The organism is Acrocarpospora phusangensis (genome assembly GCF_016862995.1).
GTDB classification, from domain to species: Bacteria; Actinomycetota; Actinomycetes; order Streptosporangiales; family Streptosporangiaceae; genus Acrocarpospora; species Acrocarpospora phusangensis.
On the sequence record NZ_BOOA01000041.1, the window covers coordinates 1 to 17,235 of the forward strand.

Sequence of the window (17,235 nt, forward strand, 5' to 3'; positions counted from 1 at the left end):
GCCGTCGAGGGCTTGAACCCTCAGCGACACAGGTCTTACTTTAGCGGACTTCACGGGGTTCCCGTGACGACCTTGGAGGTGGAGACGGGATTTGAACCCGTGTACGCGGCTTTGCAGGCCGCTGCCTCGCCTCTCGGCCACTCCACCGAGCGGAAGACGGGAGTCGAACCCGCGACCCTCACCTTGGCAAGGTGATGCTCTACCACTGAGCCACTTCCGCGTGCGCCCGGGACGTACCCGGCCACGAAGAAACCTTAGCGCGTTCTGGGCGCGCTCGTGCGCACCAGGCGCGGCGGCGCACGTTCCGATAAGCAGCCCTACGTCGTACGCAGGCAGTCGCCGACGGAGTAACGCGTCACCCGGCGCGTCGGCCGTACGGCCAGCAGTGCTCCGAGGACGAGGACGCTGGGCACGGTCACGAGGGCGATTCCCAGGGCGATCGGCGGGGCGTACCAGAGAGGGGTGATGTCGGAGACGACGCGCCAGAGGGTACGGCCGAGGGCCAGGCCGAGCGGGACCCCGAAGAGGAGGCCGATGGCCGCGAAGGTGAGGCCCTGGGTGAGGATCGCCTGGCGGCACTGGCGCGGGGTGAGGCCGAGGGCCCGCATGACGGCGATGTCGTGGCGGCGGCGGTGTACGCCGGTGGCCAGGGTGTGGGCGTTGACGCCCAGCGCGAGGAGGGCCAGGAAGACGCCGAGGGCCAGCGGGAGGACAAGGATGTTGTCGATCTGGGCGACCTGGGCGGGGACCATCGCAGGATGGAGTTCGAGGCCGAGCCGCGCTGAGACGGCGGCCCTGTCGGTCCCTTCGCGCAGGGTCAGCAGGACCATGTGGAACTTGAAGAAGTCGTCGGGAAACAGCCGCCGGTATCCGTCGCCGGTGATCCAGCCGCCTTCGGCGTAGCGGTTGTGGGGGCCTTCGGGGACGAAGACGATCCCGGTCACGGTGAGCTTGCCGGCCGCTCTGGCTTTCAGTGGGAGGACGCTTCCGACCGAGGCGCCGGCCTTCCTGGCGGAGCCGGGGGCCAGGGCGATCTCGTCGGGGGCGGTGGGCATCCGGCCCGCCAGGGCGACGACGGGGAAGGGCCGGCTGACCGGCTCGTACGTGTAGAGGGTGACCGAGGTGGCGCCGGCGGACGCCACCCCCACCCGGGTGTCGACGGCGGCCAGCACGCCGGGATCCCGGGCTATGGCGTCCGCCGGGACGGGCGCGAGTTCCTCGCCGTCCCAGCCAGTCATGCTCATCAGCTGGAAGGTCTGCCCGAATCTAGCCGGTTCGGCGACCGCGTCCACGGCCCCGGCCCGGAAGGTCAGCGCGGCCACCACGCCGAGCACGCCGACGACGGCCCCGGCCAGCGCCGGCCGGGTGGGGACCGCGGCCAGTCCCCGGTTGCCCGGTTCGAGCGCGAATCGCACCCCGAGCCCGATCGGTACGGGCAGTCCGGCCCGCTCCACCAGCTTCACCAGCGCCGAACGCGGCGTACTGCGCCGGTCCGGGTACGGCCGGCCCACCCCGGCGACCAGGCTGGGCCGTACGGCGATGGCGGCGACGGCCGCGACCAGCAGGAGGACGGCCACGGCCACCGCGGCGAAGACCGCCAGGTCCGCGCTCACCCCGGGGTCCGGTTCGACCGTCCGCGCGCCGCCGATCGGGAACAGCGGGGAGACGGCCAGCGCGGCGGCGACGCCGACCGCTAACCCGCCCGTGGCGGCGATCCCCGGCCCGGCGGCGGCCGTCAGTACGGCCTGCCGAGGCGTCAGGCCGAGGACGCGCAGGACCGCCAGATCGTCCACCGAGTCGGAGGCGTACCTGGCGACCGCCTGGCCGATCAGCGCCAGCGCGCAGACCAGCGCGGCCAGGGCCATGCCCGCCAGGATGCCGGCCTCGAACGTGTTGGCCCGCGCCCGGTTCTCCGCCACCTCGGCCAGATCCTGGATCTCGATGTCGTCGCGGCCGGTCAGCTCCGCGAACGCCGTACGGAACTGCGGCAGGGCCGCCGGGCCGCCGGTCAGGCGGACGATGGCGTTGGCGATGCCGCCGGAGCTCTCCATCAGGGCGGTCCGGTAGCGCTGGGCGAAGGCCGTGGTCGTGACGAGTTCCGGGTAGGTGAGCAGGGCGGGCGTGCGGATGACGCCGACCACGCGCAGGGGCTGCCGCAGGCCCGCCGCGGCCCGGCCCTCCCCGAATCCGGCGACGACCGTGTCGCCGAGTTTGACGCCGTTGGCTTCCAGGAACATCTCGGTGGCCACGGCCTCGTCGGCGCGTGTGTTGTCGGGGAGGCGGCCCGCCACGACGGCCGGGCGCTCCATCGTGGTCATGAACGTGGGGTCCAGGGACGGGTAGCTCAGTGCCGCTCCCGGCAGCCCTTCCAGGGTGAGGTCGCTGAGCAGGAACGTTCCGACCGCCGCCACCCCGGGCAGGCGGCGTACCGCGTCCCAGTCGAAGCCGGGCCGGTTCGGCTGCACCATCGCGTGCGCGGGCAGCGTCGCCGCCAGCAGCCGGTCCATGGCCGAGTCGGCGCGCCGGGCCCCGGCGGCGGCCGACATGACCGTCCCGGAGCCCACCGCCACCAGGAGCCCCAGCAGCACCAGGGCCCGTATCCGGCGGCGCAGATCCAGCCGCAGCCACGCCCACAACGGAGCCAGCGTCGAGGTCACACCGCCATTCAGCCGGACGCCGGCGCCGCCGCCTAGAGGGCTATCCCTCACGTTCGAAGCGCCCTCAGGTTCGAAGCGCGTGGTGGGCTCCCGCGAGGATGGCGCCGTACTGGAGGGCCACCAGGTGCTTGATCGGGATCGTCTGGTCGGACGTCTGCGACTCCGCGTCCGCGCACCACTTCTCGTACGTCTCGCCGAGCGTGCGCGCGTGCCTGCGGATCGCCGGGGTCGCGTTGCCGATGGCGATCTCGCCGTCCAGCGCGCGCAGCAGGATGCCGCCGAACCGGAGCCGGTAGCTGTGCACGAGGTCGCGGCAGGACGAGCGCTCCGCGGCGGTGGCCGGGCGGTCGGACGCCGGGTCGGCGGCGCGCTGCTCGTCCGTGGTGGCGACGCCCGCGAGCATCGGGATGAAGAAGCGGCTGGCCCGGAAGAACGGCGACCTGGTGGCCAGGTCGGCGGAGACGCCGTCCAGGGCCTCGCTGAGCACGGTGACCGTGTCGCGGAGGTCGGCGGCCTGGGCGCGGATCAGGTCGCTGTAGACGACGTCGGTCCGCGAGGTGTCGCCCGCGGCCGGGTCCATCCAGTACGGCAGTTCGGCGGTGAGGCAGAGCGTGCCGTACCGGGAGGCGTAGGTGTCGCTGGCCGAGCCGGTGATCAGTTCGGTGGGGTCCTGGCCGAGGGCCTCGGCGTAGTCGTACGCGGTCTCCATCTGGGGGGTGAGGAAGATCGCGGGGGCGAGCTGGGTGATGGCGGGGTGCTCGGGTTCGCCGACGTGGAGGGGCAGGCCGTACCGGGCGGGGAGTTCGGTGAGGATGTCCTGCAACTCGGGCTCGGCCCGGGAGAGGTAGTAGAAGACGCCGCCGAGTTCGCCGTTGTGCAGGGTGGTCATGAACGCGGGACGGGTGGCGTCGATCAGCCGCATCAGCGCCAGGGTCTCCGGCATGACCCGGTCGAAGTAGGAGCGTTTGTAGGCGAACGGGAAGGTCCATTCGACCTGTTCGTCCCCGGCCGGGCGGTAGAAGTGGCGGCCGTAGTGCGCCTTCGTGAAGGGCCCCGCGAACCAGCCCTCGTTGAGCCGGGTGCCGTCGGGGTCCAGGCAGCCGACGATGTGCCAGGTGGCGGAGGCGCGCAGGGAGGCGTCGGCGCAGAGGCGGGCGGCCAGGTGGACGACGGTGAGGCCGCCGATCGGCTCGTTCGGGTGCGGGCCCGCGGCGACGACCACGTCGCGGGGGCCGTCGCCGACGGTCAGGCAGAGCATGGGGTCCCCGAGCCGCGATGTCCCGACCCGCCGGATCACGGCACTGTCGGGGTGGGCGGCGGCGAGGCGGCTGAGGCCCTCGTGGACCTCGTCCACGGTGGCGAAACGGTCATAGTCGGGGACGGAGTCGAGTTCGCGGGATAACACGGGATCGAGCACCACCCTAGTCTGCCGATCTGGCCCGTTCTGTCACATCGTGGGGGGATCCAAGCCGGGACCCGCAGACTTGTCGTGATGCGTTAATGGATGCCCCTTAATCCGGATAAATCCTATTAAATGGTGACAGGGTGGAGTCGGGTGGTGACCCATTCGGTACGGCCTGGGGCGGTCTGGCCGTACGCCGAAGGGTCCGACAGGACGGGCTCCGACCGGTCAACTGACCCCTACTGACGCCCATCGGTATAGTTTCGGAGTGATCCTGCCCGATTTCGGGCAGGATTCTTGGAAAACGACGGCCGCTCTCCGTAAGGTCCTGTCCTGTGCCGCATGATGACCTGATCGCGCACCTCACCCGGACCACCATGCTCGGGCCGGGCGAAGCCGCGCGGGTGGTCGCCGACGTGCTGGCGTACTTCGGCGAACCCGTCGAGGCGTACGTCCGCCGCCGGCACGCCGAGCTCAAGGCGCGCGGCCTGGCGAACGACGAGATCTTTCGCCGGATCGCCGCCGAGCTGCCGGCCCGGCGGGTCACGGCACCGGAGCTGTCCACGAGGCAGCTCCGCCGGATCATCTACGGAGGGTGAAATGTGCGGAATCGTGGCCTACGTCGGGCCGAAGGACGCTGCGCCGATCTTGCTCGAAGGGCTGCAGCGGCTTGAATACCGGGGGTACGACTCCGCCGGCGTCGCAGTCGTCGCGGCCAAAGCGCTCAAGATACGCAAGGTCAAAGGCCGGGTCGCCGACCTCGCCGCCGCCGTCCCGGCCAGGTTCAAGGGCACCCTCGGCATCGGCCACACCCGCTGGGCCACCCACGGCGTGCCCAGCGACACCAACGCGCACCCGCACCCGTCCTCCGACGAGCGCATCGCCATCGTGCACAACGGCATCATCGAGAACGCCGACGCGATCCGGCAGCGCCTGGAGGCCGAAGGCGTCACGTTCCTCAGCGAGACCGACTCCGAGGTGCTGTCCCACCTCATCGCCCGTACGGCCAAGGAGACCGAGACCCTGGAGGAGGCGGTCCGCCGCGCGCTGAAACTCGTCGTCGGCACGTACGGCATCGCGGTGATCGACGCCGAGCGGCCCGGCGAGGTCGTGGTGGCCCGCAACGGCAGCCCCATCGTGCTCGGCATCGGCGAGAAGGAGATGTTCGCGGCCTCCGACGTGGCCGCCCTGGTCCGCTACACCCGCCAGGTCGTGCACCTGGAGGACGGCGAGCTCGCGGTCCTGCGCGCCGACGGCTTCTCCACGTTCACCAGCGACGCCAGGGAGACCGCGAAGGAGCCGTTCACGGTGGACTGGGACACCGGCCACTACGACACCGGCGGCTACGAGCACTACCTGCTCAAGGAGATCTCCGAGCAGCCGGACACGGTCGGCCGCACCCTCCGCGGCCGGATCGACGACCGCTTCCACATCGCGCACCTGGGCGGCCTCAACATGGACGCCCGCGAGTCCCGCTCGTTCCGCCGGGTGAAGATCATCGGCTGCGGCTCGGCGTACTACTCCGGGCAGATCGGCGCGCAGCTCATCGAGGAGCTGGCCCGCATCCCCGCCGACGCGGAACCCGCCTCCGAGTTCCGCTACCGCAGCCCCGTCGTCGAGGCGGACACGCTCTACATCGCGATCAGCCAGTCGGGCGAGACGTATGACACGCTCGCCGCCGTACAGGAGCTGAAGCGCAAGGGCGGGCGCGTGCTCGGCATCGTCAACACGGTCGGCAGCGCGATCGCCCGCGAGTGCGACGGCGGCGTCTACCTGCACGCGGGCCCGGAGGTCTCGGTCGCCTCCACGAAGGCGTTCACCTCCACCTCGGCCGCGTTCGCCCTGCTCGCCCTCCACCTGGGCCGCGTCCGCGACCTGTCGCCCGCCGACGGCCGCCGCATCTGCGACGGCCTGCGCCGCCTCCCCGACCAGATCAAGGAGATGCTCACCCAGGAGGAGCACATCCGCGAACTGGCCATGCGCTACGCCAAGGACGCCGCCGGAATGATGTTCGTCGGCCGGGTCCGCGGTTACCCCGTCGCCCGCGAAGGCGCCCAGAAGCTCAAAGAGATCTCGTACGTGCACGCCGAGGCGTACCCCGCCAGCGAGCTCAAGCACGGCCCGCTCGCCCTCATCGGCCCCGAGATGCCCACCGTCGCGATCGTCCCCGACGACGAACTCCTCGACAAGAACCTCACCACCCTGGGCGAGATCCGCGCCCGCAGCGGCCGCATCCTCATGGTCGGCCACCGCACCACCGACCAGGCCGACGACTGCATCGTCGTCCCCAAGAACGAAACCGAACTGGACCCCATCCTCCTCACCATCCCCCTCCAGCTCTTCGCCTACCACGCCGCCGTGGCCCTCGGCCGCGACGTCGACAAACCCCGCAACCTCGCCAAGAGCGTAACCGTCGAATAACCACCCTTCCCAAGTCCGGTACGGCCTTGCCCGCCGTACCGGACAATTTCGTAACTGCATGACGGCACTCGATAACCTGTAATTAAGCCCAGGTCACGCCTTGGCCGTATTTCTGTCGGCCTTGCGGGTGTTCCGGAGGTGCCGCAGTAGGCCCTGTTCCTGGGGTGTGGTTCTGACATCGTCCGCGAAGTCCTGAAGCACCCGGAGCATGTGCGGAATGGAGACGATCTCTCGTTCCCGCAGTACGAAGGGCTCTATCGCATCCCAGACCCTGACGAATCTGGTGCTCATCGTGACGATGATCTGGTCGTCCAGGATGCCCAGGCGGAACAGGGCGGCCAGGTTCTGGTGGAAATATGCGACGTCGTAGAGGGTGTCCCGCACGTTATCCGGTAAGCCGGATATGCCGTTGCGCGGGTCATGGTCGACGTTCAGCCGGTTGCAGATGAAGTGATATCGCTGGTGGAACGCGTCCGTACGGAACTCTTCGAGGAATGCGAGATAGGCGGGCAGATGATTGGATCGCTTCATCAAGCCCGCTTGACGGAAAGCCAGGGCGGTCGAGCTGGCGAGGGCCAGAGTGGAAAGCACAAGAGCGATCATGTTGTAGATCACGGCGGCTCCTGCCCGCGATACAGATATCCAGTCGTTGAACGTTTGCTGTATCGCGCCGGTTCCGGGTTGTACGCGCCCTTCCCCGGACATCGCCCCACGCTGTCAACCCCGGCGATGCGCGACCTCGCACTGCTTCACCTGGTTGTAACTTTCAGTCGGGTTTGCGGTGTTCTAGCAGGTGGGTGGGCTGTGGGGGGCGGGGTTCGTAGGCGAGTGGCGCGGGCCGATCTAGCGTCTGCTGGGAGCGCTCCCAACGCCCCCCAGGAGGACCAGTGAAACGTCTGAAAAGCATAGGGATGGCTGTCGTCCTACTTCTCGGCACGGTCATCGCGCTGGCCGCGCCGGCGTACGCGGCCCCGGTGATCTGCGAAACGTTCGGTTCCACGAGCATCCAGTCGGGCCGGTTCATCGTCATGAACAACGTCTGGGGGGCGAGCACCCCTCAGTGCATCGACGTGAACCAGGCGGGTGGGTTCACCATCCAGTCGGCCGGCCACAACAACGCCACGAACGGCGCTCCGGCCGCGTACCCGGCGATCTACGCGGGGTGCCACTACGGTAACTGCTCGACCGGCAGCAGCCTGCCCATGCAGGCCAGCAACCCGGCGTTCAACAACATCCGCAGCAGCGTGAGCTACAGCTACCCGTCCAGCGGGACCTACAACGCCGCCTATGACCTGTGGTTCGACCCGACTCCGCGGACCAACGGGCAGAACACCGGCATCGAGGTCATGATCTGGCTGAACCGGCAGGGTTCGATCCAGCCGATCGGGTCGCAGGTGGGCACGGTCACGCTCGCGGGGACGACCTGGCAGGTCTGGTTCGGCAACCCCGGCTGGAACGTGGTCTCGTACGTGCGGACCAGCACCGGCACCAGCCTGGACTTCAACATCAACACGTTCTACACCGACGCCGTGAACCGCGGGTACGCGCAGCGCAGCTGGTACCTGACCAGCGTGCAGGCCGGTTTCGAGCCGTGGATCGGCGGCGCCGGCCTGACCGTGAACAACTTCACCTACACCACCACCGGCGGCGGCGACACCAGCCCGCCCACCACCCCCGGCAACCTGACCGCGTCGGGCACCACCGCGAACAGCACCAGCCTGTCCTGGTCGGCCTCCTCCGACAACGTGGGCGTCACCGGCTACGACATCTTCCGCAGGCAGGGCACGACCGGCACGTTCACCAACGTCGGCACCTCGACCGGCACCACGTTCGCGGCCACCGGTCTGACGGCATCGACGCAGTACCAGTTCTACGTGGTCGCCCGGGACGCGGCCGGCAACCAGTCGGCGCAGTCCAGCACGGTCTCGGTCACCACGAGCGGAGGCGGCGGCGACACCAGCCCGCCCACCGCGCCCGGCAACCTGACGGCGTCGGGCACCACCGCGAGCGGCACGAACCTGTCCTGGTCGGCCTCCTCCGACAACGTCGGCGTGACCGGCTACACGATCTTCCGCAGGCAGGGCACGACCGGCACGTTCACCAACGTCGGCACCTCGACCGGGACGACGTTCGCGGCCACCGGTCTGACGGCGTCCACGCAGTACCAGTTCTACGTGGTCGCCCGGGACGCGGCCGGCAACCAGTCGGCGCAGTCGAGCACGGTCTCGGTCACCACGAGCGGTGGCGGCACCACCGGCACCTGCACGGTCCGCTTCGACGCGTGGAACAACGGCTACGTGGCGCAGATGACCGTCAACGGCCCGCGCTCCGGCTGGACGTTCACGTTCGCGCTGCCGTCCGGGCACACGCTGACCGGTAGCTGGAACGCCCAGTGGACCACCAGCGGCTCGAACGTCACCGCCACCAACCAGTCACACAACGGGAACCTGTCCGCCGGGCAGTCCACCGGCATCGGGTTCCAGGCCACCCGGCCGAACGGCAACACCCAGCTCCCGACCATCCCCGGCTGCACGGTCGTCTGACCGTCCGGCCCCTCGGGTCCGCGCCTCGACCTCCAGGCGCGGGCCCGCAGGTTTTTCAGGGGGCCGACAGCGCGGATTCGAGCAGGGAGCGCATGTCGTCGTCGCCCAGGCCGGCCGCTCTGGCCGCCGCCACCCATGCGCCCAGGGCGGCCGTCAGCTCCGGGTCCTCCGGCGCGACCAGCGAACGCCGGACGAACGTGCCCAGGCCGGGCATCGCCTCCACCAGGCCGCGCGCCTCCAGTTCGCGGTAGGCGCGCAGCACGGTGTTCGGGTTGATGGACAGCCGCCCGACGACCTGCCTGGCGGTGGGCAACTGGTCGCCCGGCATCAGCCGGCCGAGCCGGAGCGCCCGCTCCACCTGCTGGACCAGCTGGGCGTACGTGGCCGTGCCCGACTTCCGGTCGAGCGTGAAATCGATCAAGCTGCTCACCTCCCCTAAATACCTAACTGATTCATGATTTATCGGCGCACCAACCCCACTTATGTCACGTTCTGTCCAGAGTTGTACGCTTAGCGTTATAACGGGGGAAGGGGTGTGGCTTGCGACGACGCCGGTTTCTCGCGTGGGGGGCTGGGATGGCCGTCATCGCCGTCGGCTGCGGGCCCGGGCAGGGCGGCATGCTGGCGGGGCACATGCTGCTGCTGGTCCCGGCCCCCGCGGGCGACCCCTTCCCGCGCACCTTCAAGAACGTCGCCGAGGCCCGCGGCCTGCTCTCCGAGATCACCGTCACCCCGTACGGGGCGGGCGCGCGGGCGATCGCCGAGTTCGCCCGGCTCCGGCGGCCCGACCGGCTGCTGGTGGCCGGTCCCGCGCTGGTCGCGGCGGCGGCGACCGGCGACGCGGACTCGCTGATCGCCAGCACCACGCCGCTGGCCAGGCTGGCGGGGGAGTGGCTGCTGTTCGTGGCCTCCCCGCGCTCCGGCTTCCACGACTTCGACGCCCTGGCCAGGCAGCTGCTCCGCGACCCGGCCTCGGTCGAGATGGCCGGCCGCGCCGCCGGCAGCCCCGACCACATCCTGTACGGCCTGACCGCCCGCGGCCTCGGCGCCGACGCCAGACTCCTGCGCTACGCGGCCTTCGCCGACACCGCCCAGGTCGTCGGAGCCCTGCTGGACGGCAGGATCGCGGTCGGCATCGGCGGCTACCGCGATCTCGCCCCCCGCCTCAGATCCGGTACGCTCCGAGCGCTCGCCGTGTCCGCCCCCGACCGCCTCCCCGGCGTGGACGCGCCGACCCTGATGGAGTCCGGCGCGCGTCACACGTACGCGAACTGGCGGGGGCTGCTCGCGCCCGGCGCGCTGCCCGACGGGACCCGGGCCCGGCTGCTGGAGGTCTGCCAGGAGCTGGGCGGCTCGGCGGCCTGGCGGCAGGCGTGCCTGCGGGCCGGGTGGACGCCGATGTACCTCGCGGACGACGACTTCCGGGAGTGGCTGCGGACCGAGGCGCGCCGGGCCCGGGACGTACTGGCCGATCTTGGGGTGCTCTGAGACACGACCCGGTGCGATCACACCGGGCGGATCGTGCTGCCGATCTGGTTGAAGAGGGCTTCCTTGCCGGTGAGGTCGGTGCTGAGGGTGACGACGCAGGTGCGGCCCTTGTCGGAGGGGGCGTAGAACTGGGTGCCGTGGATGACGGTGCCGGCCATGGGGAGGGTGTAGCGGATTCGGACGGCGGTGCCGTTGCCGAGGGGGACGGAGGTGGCTTCGGAGACGGTGGCCTTGATGGAGGCGAGTTGCTGTTTGGCCAGGTCGATGAGGGCGTCGGCGGAGGCGCCGACGCTGGGCTGGCAGAAGCCGTTCAGGTTGGTGACGAACTTGCCGGGGGACTCCGCCTGGGAGGCGGGGTCCATGGCGTAGAGGGCCTTGTTCTTCTGGAGGGCGCGCAGGCTCGTCTTGGCCTGTTCCAGGGCGGTGCCGGAGAGGCCGCTGGCGGCCAGTTCGGCCTCGAAGTCGGTCTTGGAGAGATCCACCGAGCGCCAGGCCGACGGGATGGCCATGACCAGGCCGTTGGAGAGGCCGCCGACGCGGGTGAAGCCGTCCGGGATGGGCAGGGAGGACGGGCGGCTCACCGGGGGCGCGTCGCCGCCGCAGCCGGTGAGGAGAAGCGCGAGGGCTAAGCAGGTGGCGGAGGCGAGTACGCGCGGCACCCCGCGAGCGTAGCCGACCCGGGCCCGGCGGGCGGGAGGATGCGCGAGCGAGAACATCGGTCCTCCTGGTCAGCGGAAGGTCCTGAGCGCCCAAGGTAAACGGCGAGGCTTGCAAGTCACTAGATTTCCAGTCCAGCTTCCTTTGACGCTCTAAACAGGCATAAACCGGATTCTGGGTGGTACTCACCAGATGAGGTGTGAGATGGTCCAGAATCCTGTTTCGCGCGGTCCCGTCGTCCGATTCACCCGCTGGCTGGGACTCGACCGTAACCCGCTGCGCCGCCGCAGCGACCGGGTCGAGGGCCTCATCCGGCTGCTGTCCGTGTTCGGTCTGCTGGCCTCGGTCGTGCTCGGGGCGCTGTTCGGCGTACGGACCTATCGGGAGGGTCTCCGCCTGGAGGCCGAACAGCAGCGGAGCAGGCACCCCGTGGACGCCACCCTGCTGGAGACGGCCGGCCCCAAGCTCACCGTCGCGTCCCCGGCGGCGGGTCCGGTCATGGCCGCCTGGAAGGGCCCGAACGGCATCCCGCACCAGGGGATCATCGACGCGCCCGCGCTCTGGCACAAGGGCCAGACCGTGCACGTCTGGGTGGACGACCGCGGCGAGATCGTCCCCCGCCCGCGCGACCGCGAGACCACCTTCATCTCCGGCATGACCGTGGGCGTCGCCATCCCGGTCTTCACGCTGGCCGCGGTCAGCCTGCTCCTGCTCACCACCCGCCTCCTGGCCGTACGGCGGGCGCGGAACCAGTGGGCCGCCGAGTGGACGGCCGTGGAGCCGACCTGGCGCATCAGCGGCTGACGCGCGCCCGACCGGTCAGGCCAGGTCAGGTCAGCGGTCCAGGATCTCGTTCTTGCCGATGACGACGATGCCGCCCCGGGTGACGGCGAACCGTTTGCGGTCCTCCTCCAGGTCGAAGCCGATGCGGGCGCCGTCCGGGATGATCACGTTCTTGTCGATGATGGCGCGGCGGACGATCGCGCCCCGGCCGACCTTGACGCAGCCCATCAGGACCGAGTCCTCGACCTGGGCGTGCGAGTGCAGGATCACGCCGGGGGACAGGACCGAGCGCAGGGCCGTACCGCCGGAGACGATGACGCCGGCGGAGACCAGGGAGTCGATGGCGTGGCCGACGCGGTCGCCGTCGTTGTGGACGAACTTGGCCGGCGGCAGCGGGTCGTGGCCGGTGTAGATGGGCCAGCGGTCGTTGTAGAGGTTGAAGACCGGGTGGGCGGAGATCAGGTCCATGTGGGCCTCGTAGTAGGCGTCCAGGGTTCCGACGTCCCGCCAGTAGCCGCGGTCCCGCTCCGTGGAGCCGGGGACCACGTTGTCGGCGAAGTCGTACACCTCGGCGCCGCCCGCCTTGACCATCATCGGGATGATGTTGCCGCCCAGGTCGTGCTTGCTGGCCGGGTCCATGGCGTCCTCGCGGAGCGCCTCGATCATGGACTGGGTCTTGAAGACGTAGTTGCCCATCGACGCGTACACCTGGTCGGGGGCGTCGGGCAGGCCCACCGCGTCCTTCGGCTTCTCGCGGAAGGCGACCATGCGGCGGCCGGTCGGGTCGGTCTCGATCACGCCGAACTGGTCGGCCATGCTGAGCGGCTGGCGGATCGCGGCCACGGTCACGTCCGCGCCCGAGTCGATGTGCTGCTCGACCATCTGCCGGGGGTCCATCCGGTAGATGTGGTCGGCGCCGAACACGATCACGTGGTCGGGCAGCTCGTCGTAGATCAGGTTGAGGTTCTGGAAGAGCGCGTCGGCGGATCCGGCGAACCAGCGCGGGCCGAGCCGCTGCTGCGCCGGCACCGGCGTCACGTAGTTGCCCAGCATCGCCGACAGCCGCCAGGTCCGCGAGATGTGCCGGTCCAGGCTGTGGTTCTTGTACTGGGTCAGCACCACGATCTTCAGATAGTGCCCGTTGGCCAGGTTGGACAGCACGAAGTCGATCAGGCGATAGATTCCGCCGAACGGCACGGCGGGCTTGGCCCGGTCCGCTGTGAGCGGCATCAAACGTTTGCCTTCGCCACCGGCGAGCACGACTGCGAGCACCCTCATGGCCATGACCTTAACCCGTCAAAAGGGTCGCAAACACTAGGCTAAGCCTATGCGTGTCGATCTGCTCAGCCGCGAGTACCCGCCCGAGGTATACGGGGGCGCCGGAGTGCACGTCGAGTATCTGGCGCGCGAACTGCGCCGCCTGGTGGACGTGCGGGTCCGCTGTTTCGGCGCGCCCCGCGAGGACGCCGACGCCTACCGCGTCCCGGACGGCCTGGCCGCGGCCAACCCCGCCCTGCAGGTGCTCGGCGTGGACCTGGAGATGGCCGCGGGCTGCGCGGGCGCCGACCTCGTGCACAGCCACACCTGGTACGCCAACTTCGCCGGCCACGTCGCCAAGATGCTGTACGGCCTGCCCCACGTCGTCACCACCCACAGCCTGGAACCCCTGCGCCCCTGGAAGGCCGAGCAGCTGGGCGGCGGCTACACCCTCTCCTCCTGGGCCGAGCGGACCGCCCTGGCCTCGGCCGACGCGATCATCGCGGTCTCCGAGGGCATGCGCGCCGACGTCCTCACCGCATATCCCGAAATTTCGCCCGAAAGGGTGACGGTGATTCACAACGGGATCGACACCGCGGAGTACGCCCCCGCCCCCGGCGCCGCCGCCCTCCTGAAGCACGGCATCGACCCCGCCCGGCCGTACGTGGTCTTCGTCGGGCGGATCACCCGGCAGAAGGGCCTGGCCCACCTGCTCCGCGCGGCCCGCGCCTTCGACCCGGCCGCCCAGCTCGTGCTCTGCGCCGGCGCCCCGGACACCCCGGAGATCGCCGCCGAGGTGACCGCGCTGGTGGAGGAGCTCTCCGCCGGCCGCAAGGGCGTCGTCTGGATCTCCGAGATGCTGCCCCGCCCCGAGGTCATCGAGATCCTCACCCACGCGACCGTCTTCGTCTGCCCGTCCGTGTACGAGCCGATGGGCATCGTCAACCTGGAGGCCATGGCCTGCGAGACGGCCGTCGTGGCCACCGCCACCGGCGGCATCCCCGAGGTCGTCGCCGACCAGGAGTGCGGCCTGCTGGTCCCCATCGACCAGGGCCCCGACGGCGAGCCGTACGACCGGGAGGAGTTCGCGGTGGCCATCGCGTCCCGGGTCAACGCGCTCCTGTCCGACCCCGGCCTGGCCGAGGACATGGGCCGCGCGGGCCGCCGCCGCGCGATCGAGCACTTCTCCTGGGAGCGGATCGCCGAACGGACCCGGGAGCTCTACGCCTCGCTGTGAAGCCAGGGGTCGATCATCGTGACCCCCGGCCCGGACCCGCCCGTGAGGGCGGGCACCGCCGCGTCCAGGGAGATCGTCCTGGTGATCAGCGCCTCGGGCGCGAGCGCGCCCGAGGCGATCAGCTCCAGCATCCGCGGGTAGGCGTGCGCGGGCATGCCGTGACTGCCCAGCAGATCCAGCTCGTACGCGATGACCCGGCCCATCGGCAGTTCGGCGCCCTGGGGGAGCAGGCCGATCTGCACGTGCCTGCCGCGCCGCCGCAGGCACAGGATGGACGCGGCGCAGACCCCGGGATCGCCCAGCGCGTCCATGGACACGTGCGCGCCGCCCGAGGTCAGGTCGCGGATCCGGCCGGTGAGGCCGGAGCCGTCGGCGAGCAGGGTCTCCGCCGCGCCGAAGCGGCGGGCCAGCGCGAGCGCCTCCGGCGCGGTGTCGATGGCGACGACGCGGGCCCCGGCGGCGGCCGCGATCATGACCGCCGACAGGCCGACGCCGCCGCAGCCCCAGACGGCGACCCATTCGCCGGGCCGTACCGACGCGCGGTCGGCGACGGCACGGAAGGCGGTGGCGAAGCGGCAGCCGAGGCCGGCCGCCGTGGCGAAGGACATCTGCTCGGGCAGCCGGATCAGGTTGACGTCGGCGTGGTCGATCGCGACATGACCGGCGAAGGATCCCCAGTGGGTGAAGCCCGGCTGGGTCTGGTTGGCGCAGACCTGGTGGTCGCCGCGGGCGCAGTCCGGGCAGGTCCCGCAGGCGCACACGAACGGTGTCATGACCCGGTCGCCGGGGGTCCAGTTCCGCACCCCGGCCCCGGTCTCGGCGACGATCCCCGAGAACTCATGACCCGGAACATGCGGAAATTTCTGGATGTCGGCGTCGTGGCCCTGCCAGCCGTGCCAGTCGCTCCGGCACAATCCGGTCGCCTCCACCCGGATCACCACACCCCCGGGCGGCGCCACGGGCTCCGCCACCTCCCGGACCTCCGGCGCCAACCCGAACCCGTCATAGACCACCGCGCGCATCCGCCCAGCCTAAATGACCGTTTGCGGGGCAAACCGGCCGAGGGTTCACTCCGATCTCGCCCGGCGGTCGCGTGATGGGTGACCACGTCGTGGAGCTCACGGGCGATGCGGGCCCGTTCGGCCGTGGCGGCCACGTGCGCGCTGAGCCGCCGCCGCTCGGCCTCCTCCGACCGCCACCGGCGCACTCCGGCGCCGGCCGTCCCACAGGAACGCGGCCCCGAGCAGCACCCCGCCTCGATGGCGATCGCCAGCGAACTCCCGACGGTGGCCCCCGGGTCGGCCAGGTGCGCTCACCACCGAGTGGACGATTCCGGTAGCTCTCCCGGAGGATGCGTATCCGGGAGCCGGTCGTCAGAGGGCGCGTTGCAGCAGCACCGTGTCGAGCCAGCGGCCGTGCTTGAACCCCACGTGCCGCAGCCGCCCGGCCTCCGTGAACCCCTCCGCCGCGTGCAGCGCCAGCGACGCCGCCGACTCGCTCCCGTTGTCCGCGATGACGGCGATCATCTGCTTCGCCCCCGCCTCCGCCGCGAGCCCGAGCAGCTCCTTGAGCAGCGCCCGCCCGATCCCCTGCCCCGTACGCCCCGGCGCCAGGTAGACGGTGTCCTCCACCGTGTGCCGATAGGCCGGTTTCGGCCGGTACGCCGCCGCGTACGCGTACCCCGCCACCACCCCGTCGATCTCGGCCACCAGGAAGGGCAGCCCGCGGATCTCGATGTCCTCGGCCTTCTCCCGCCAGGCCTCCTGGCTCGGCGGCACCTCGTCGAAGGTGGCGACGCTGTCGGTGACGTAGTGCGCGTAGATCGCCGTGACCGCCGGCAGGTCCTCCGCCCGCAACGCTCTGATCATGCCTCCACGGTAGCTACGGCAGTCGCGCCGCGGTCTCCCGGGTGAGGTCCATCAGCACCTGCCTGAGCTCGGGGCGCTCGGCCATGACGTCCTGCAGCCGGACCCGCCACATGCCCGACTCGGCGTTGGTGGCGTCCTCGGTCAGCAGGTGCATGCGGGTCTCGGCGAGTTTCAGCCGGTACATGACGCCCAGGTAGTTCCCGATCATCTCGCTGAGCCACCAGTACGCGTCGGCGGTGGAGGCCGCCACGAACACGCGCGCGGAATCCCACGCGACCCGTTGGGGATGGATGACATCCATGGCCGGATGGTACGCCGGAAAAGGCATGTTTCCGAGAGAAGGGTGGCGCGGAACGGTGGAGTGCTGGATTCTGGGCGAAAACGTGTGAAAGGAACGTGCCAATGCGCGTATTCGCTGGGCTGGTCGCAGCCCTGTGCCTCCTCTTACCCGCCGCTCCCGCCCTCGCCGCCCCCGCTCCCGTCGCCTCCAAGACGGGCGAGGCCCCTCTCTACCAGGCCCGCAAGAACTGGGACCGCTACGCCCCCGGCAAGCGCGCGTACGCCAAGGGCTCCCTGCTGGCCACGAACCTCGTCAAGGACAGCATCCCCCCGTACGCCACCGTCAAGGTCACCGGCAAGGCCTACGACCTGACCAAGGGCGGCACCTGCGGGTACGCGGTCTTCCGCATCACGTACCTGAAGGCCGACGGCTCGTCGCCGTTCAAGCACCGGACCGTGCGCGACTGCACGTACAAGTCGGCCAAGTCCTTCACCTTCACCGACAAGCGCGTCGCCCTGGTCGAGCTCAAGGTCTGCAGCGAGGCCAAGCACAGCAAGCCCTCCCTCAACTGCCTGTACGCGCAGGCGTGGAAGGTCCTGTACTCCACCCTGTAATCCCGTCGGAACGTACATAAGGAAAGAT

The 17,235-nt window shown here is 70.4% G+C and carries 17 protein-coding genes and 2 tRNA genes; 7 read left to right on the forward strand and 12 right to left on the reverse strand.

Annotated features, from left to right (window positions below; all coding sequences use genetic code 11):
• Positions 1 to 73 precede the first annotated feature (73 nt).
• The 4 genes from Aph01nite_RS23695 to Aph01nite_RS23710 all read right to left on the reverse strand — a co-directional run bounded on the left by Aph01nite_RS23695 (position 74) and on the right by Aph01nite_RS23710 (position 4,074).
• A tRNA-Cys gene (locus Aph01nite_RS23695) sits at positions 74 to 147 on the reverse strand.
• 1 nt (position 148) lies between these two features.
• Positions 149 to 220, reverse strand: a tRNA-Gly gene (locus Aph01nite_RS23700).
• A 97-nt stretch (positions 221 to 317) separates the two neighbouring features.
• Positions 318 to 2,657 (reverse strand): ABC transporter permease, encoded by a 2,340-nt coding sequence (locus Aph01nite_RS23705; RefSeq protein WP_204043167.1) that lies wholly within the window; start codon positions 2,655 to 2,657, stop codon positions 318 to 320.
• A gap of 64 nt (positions 2,658 to 2,721) precedes the next feature.
• Positions 2,722 to 4,074, reverse strand: coding sequence for a M14 family zinc carboxypeptidase (locus tag Aph01nite_RS23710; protein ID WP_204043168.1), 1,353 nt, complete (start codon positions 4,072 to 4,074; stop codon positions 2,722 to 2,724).
• Between the two features lie 320 nt (positions 4,075 to 4,394).
• On the opposite strand from Aph01nite_RS23710, the gene Aph01nite_RS23715 reads away from it, so the two are divergent.
• Positions 4,395 to 4,658 carry a hypothetical protein gene (locus Aph01nite_RS23715; RefSeq protein WP_239161915.1) on the forward strand — a complete coding sequence of 88 codons (264 nt, stop codon included), beginning with the start codon at positions 4,395 to 4,397 and terminating at the stop codon, positions 4,656 to 4,658.
• Position 4,659: 1 nt separating this feature from the next.
• Positions 4,660 to 6,480 carry a glutamine--fructose-6-phosphate transaminase (isomerizing) gene (gene glmS, locus Aph01nite_RS23720; protein ID WP_204043169.1) on the forward strand — a complete coding sequence of 607 codons (1,821 nt, stop codon included), beginning with the start codon at positions 4,660 to 4,662 and terminating at the stop codon, positions 6,478 to 6,480.
• Between the two features lie 93 nt (positions 6,481 to 6,573).
• Here the strand turns inward: glmS and Aph01nite_RS23725 are convergent, their stop codons facing one another.
• Complete coding sequence (locus Aph01nite_RS23725; RefSeq protein WP_204043170.1) at positions 6,574 to 7,095, reverse strand: DUF4760 domain-containing protein; 522 nt, start codon at positions 7,093 to 7,095, stop codon at positions 6,574 to 6,576.
• Positions 7,096 to 7,391: 296 nt separating this feature from the next.
• On the opposite strand from Aph01nite_RS23725, the gene Aph01nite_RS23730 reads away from it, so the two are divergent.
• Complete coding sequence (locus tag Aph01nite_RS23730; protein ID WP_204043171.1) at positions 7,392 to 9,023, forward strand: glycoside hydrolase family 12 protein; 1,632 nt, start codon at positions 7,392 to 7,394, stop codon at positions 9,021 to 9,023.
• A gap of 55 nt (positions 9,024 to 9,078) precedes the next feature.
• On the opposite strand, the gene Aph01nite_RS23735 is transcribed toward Aph01nite_RS23730, so the two are convergent.
• On the reverse strand, positions 9,079 to 9,453 hold the full coding sequence (locus Aph01nite_RS23735) for a GntR family transcriptional regulator (RefSeq protein ID WP_307836795.1): 375 nt from the start codon (positions 9,451 to 9,453) through the stop codon (positions 9,079 to 9,081).
• A gap of 146 nt (positions 9,454 to 9,599) precedes the next feature.
• Here Aph01nite_RS23735 and Aph01nite_RS23740 point away from each other — a divergent pair, with 146 nt between their 5' ends.
• Positions 9,600 to 10,511, forward strand: coding sequence for a Bug family tripartite tricarboxylate transporter substrate binding protein (locus Aph01nite_RS23740; protein ID WP_204043173.1), 912 nt, complete (start codon positions 9,600 to 9,602; stop codon positions 10,509 to 10,511).
• A 17-nt stretch (positions 10,512 to 10,528) separates the two neighbouring features.
• On the opposite strand, the gene Aph01nite_RS23745 is transcribed toward Aph01nite_RS23740, so the two are convergent.
• On the reverse strand, positions 10,529 to 11,227 hold the full coding sequence (locus Aph01nite_RS23745; RefSeq protein ID WP_204043174.1) for a hypothetical protein: 699 nt from the start codon (positions 11,225 to 11,227) through the stop codon (positions 10,529 to 10,531).
• Positions 11,228 to 11,372: 145 nt separating this feature from the next.
• On the opposite strand from Aph01nite_RS23745, the gene Aph01nite_RS23750 reads away from it, so the two are divergent.
• On the forward strand, positions 11,373 to 11,972 hold the full coding sequence (locus Aph01nite_RS23750) for an Rv1733c family protein (protein ID WP_204043175.1): 600 nt from the start codon (positions 11,373 to 11,375) through the stop codon (positions 11,970 to 11,972).
• 30 nt (positions 11,973 to 12,002) lie between these two features.
• Here Aph01nite_RS23750 and glgC read toward each other — a convergent pair whose 3' ends face one another.
• On the reverse strand, positions 12,003 to 13,229 hold the full coding sequence (gene glgC, locus Aph01nite_RS23755; protein ID WP_204043176.1) for a glucose-1-phosphate adenylyltransferase: 1,227 nt from the start codon (positions 13,227 to 13,229) through the stop codon (positions 12,003 to 12,005).
• Between the two features lie 49 nt (positions 13,230 to 13,278).
• Here glgC and glgA point away from each other — a divergent pair, with 49 nt between their 5' ends.
• Positions 13,279 to 14,445, forward strand: a complete 1,167-nt coding sequence (gene glgA, locus Aph01nite_RS23760) for a glycogen synthase (RefSeq protein WP_204043177.1) — start codon at positions 13,279 to 13,281, stop codon at positions 14,443 to 14,445.
• Here glgA and Aph01nite_RS23765 read toward each other — a convergent pair.
• The 4 genes from Aph01nite_RS23765 to Aph01nite_RS23780 form a co-directional block, all read right to left on the reverse strand.
• Positions 14,430 to 15,467 (reverse strand): zinc-dependent alcohol dehydrogenase family protein, encoded by a 1,038-nt coding sequence (locus tag Aph01nite_RS23765; protein WP_204043178.1) that lies wholly within the window; start codon positions 15,465 to 15,467, stop codon positions 14,430 to 14,432. The genes glgA and Aph01nite_RS23765 overlap by 16 nt on opposite strands.
• Positions 15,380 to 15,652 carry a histidine kinase gene (locus Aph01nite_RS42685; protein WP_373872316.1) on the reverse strand — a complete coding sequence of 91 codons (273 nt, stop codon included), beginning with the start codon at positions 15,650 to 15,652 and terminating at the stop codon, positions 15,380 to 15,382. Before Aph01nite_RS42685 ends, Aph01nite_RS23765 begins: the two co-directional genes overlap by 88 nt.
• Before the next feature lie 166 nt (positions 15,653 to 15,818).
• Positions 15,819 to 16,313, reverse strand: a complete 495-nt coding sequence (locus Aph01nite_RS23775) for a GNAT family N-acetyltransferase (RefSeq protein WP_204043179.1) — start codon at positions 16,311 to 16,313, stop codon at positions 15,819 to 15,821.
• Between the two features lie 13 nt (positions 16,314 to 16,326).
• Positions 16,327 to 16,614, reverse strand: coding sequence for a hypothetical protein (locus Aph01nite_RS23780; RefSeq protein ID WP_204043180.1), 288 nt, complete (start codon positions 16,612 to 16,614; stop codon positions 16,327 to 16,329).
• 101 nt (positions 16,615 to 16,715) lie between these two features.
• Between Aph01nite_RS23780 and Aph01nite_RS23785 the strand changes: the two genes are divergently transcribed.
• Positions 16,716 to 17,207 carry a hypothetical protein gene (locus tag Aph01nite_RS23785; protein WP_204043181.1) on the forward strand — a complete coding sequence of 164 codons (492 nt, stop codon included), beginning with the start codon at positions 16,716 to 16,718 and terminating at the stop codon, positions 17,205 to 17,207.
• The last annotated feature ends 28 nt before the right edge of the window (positions 17,208 to 17,235 follow it).

Bases quoted from the DNA above. Each gene is read 5' to 3' on its own strand.
- glmS (WP_204043169.1), top strand. From the start codon at position 4,660: ATGTGCGGAATCGTGGCCTACGTCGGGCCGAAGGACGCTGCGCCGATC.
- Aph01nite_RS23730 (WP_204043171.1), top strand. From the start codon at position 7,392: ATGGCTGTCGTCCTACTTCTCGGCACGGTCATCGCGCTGGCCGCGCCG.
- Aph01nite_RS23740 (WP_204043173.1), top strand. From the start codon at position 9,600: ATGGCCGTCATCGCCGTCGGCTGCGGGCCCGGGCAGGGCGGCATGCTG.
- Aph01nite_RS23745 (WP_204043174.1), bottom strand. From the start codon at position 11,227: ATGTTCTCGCTCGCGCATCCTCCCGCCCGCCGGGCCCGGGTCGGCTAC.
- Aph01nite_RS23750 (WP_204043175.1), top strand. From the start codon at position 11,373: ATGGTCCAGAATCCTGTTTCGCGCGGTCCCGTCGTCCGATTCACCCGC.
- glgC (WP_204043176.1), bottom strand. From the start codon at position 13,229: ATGAGGGTGCTCGCAGTCGTGCTCGCCGGTGGCGAAGGCAAACGTTTG.
- glgA (WP_204043177.1), top strand. From the start codon at position 13,279: ATGCGTGTCGATCTGCTCAGCCGCGAGTACCCGCCCGAGGTATACGGG.
- Aph01nite_RS23765 (WP_204043178.1), bottom strand. From the start codon at position 15,467: ATGCGCGCGGTGGTCTATGACGGGTTCGGGTTGGCGCCGGAGGTCCGG.
- Aph01nite_RS23775 (WP_204043179.1), bottom strand. From the start codon at position 16,313: ATGATCAGAGCGTTGCGGGCGGAGGACCTGCCGGCGGTCACGGCGATC.
- Aph01nite_RS23780 (WP_204043180.1), bottom strand. From the start codon at position 16,614: ATGGATGTCATCCATCCCCAACGGGTCGCGTGGGATTCCGCGCGCGTG.
- Aph01nite_RS23785 (WP_204043181.1), top strand. From the start codon at position 16,716: ATGCGCGTATTCGCTGGGCTGGTCGCAGCCCTGTGCCTCCTCTTACCC.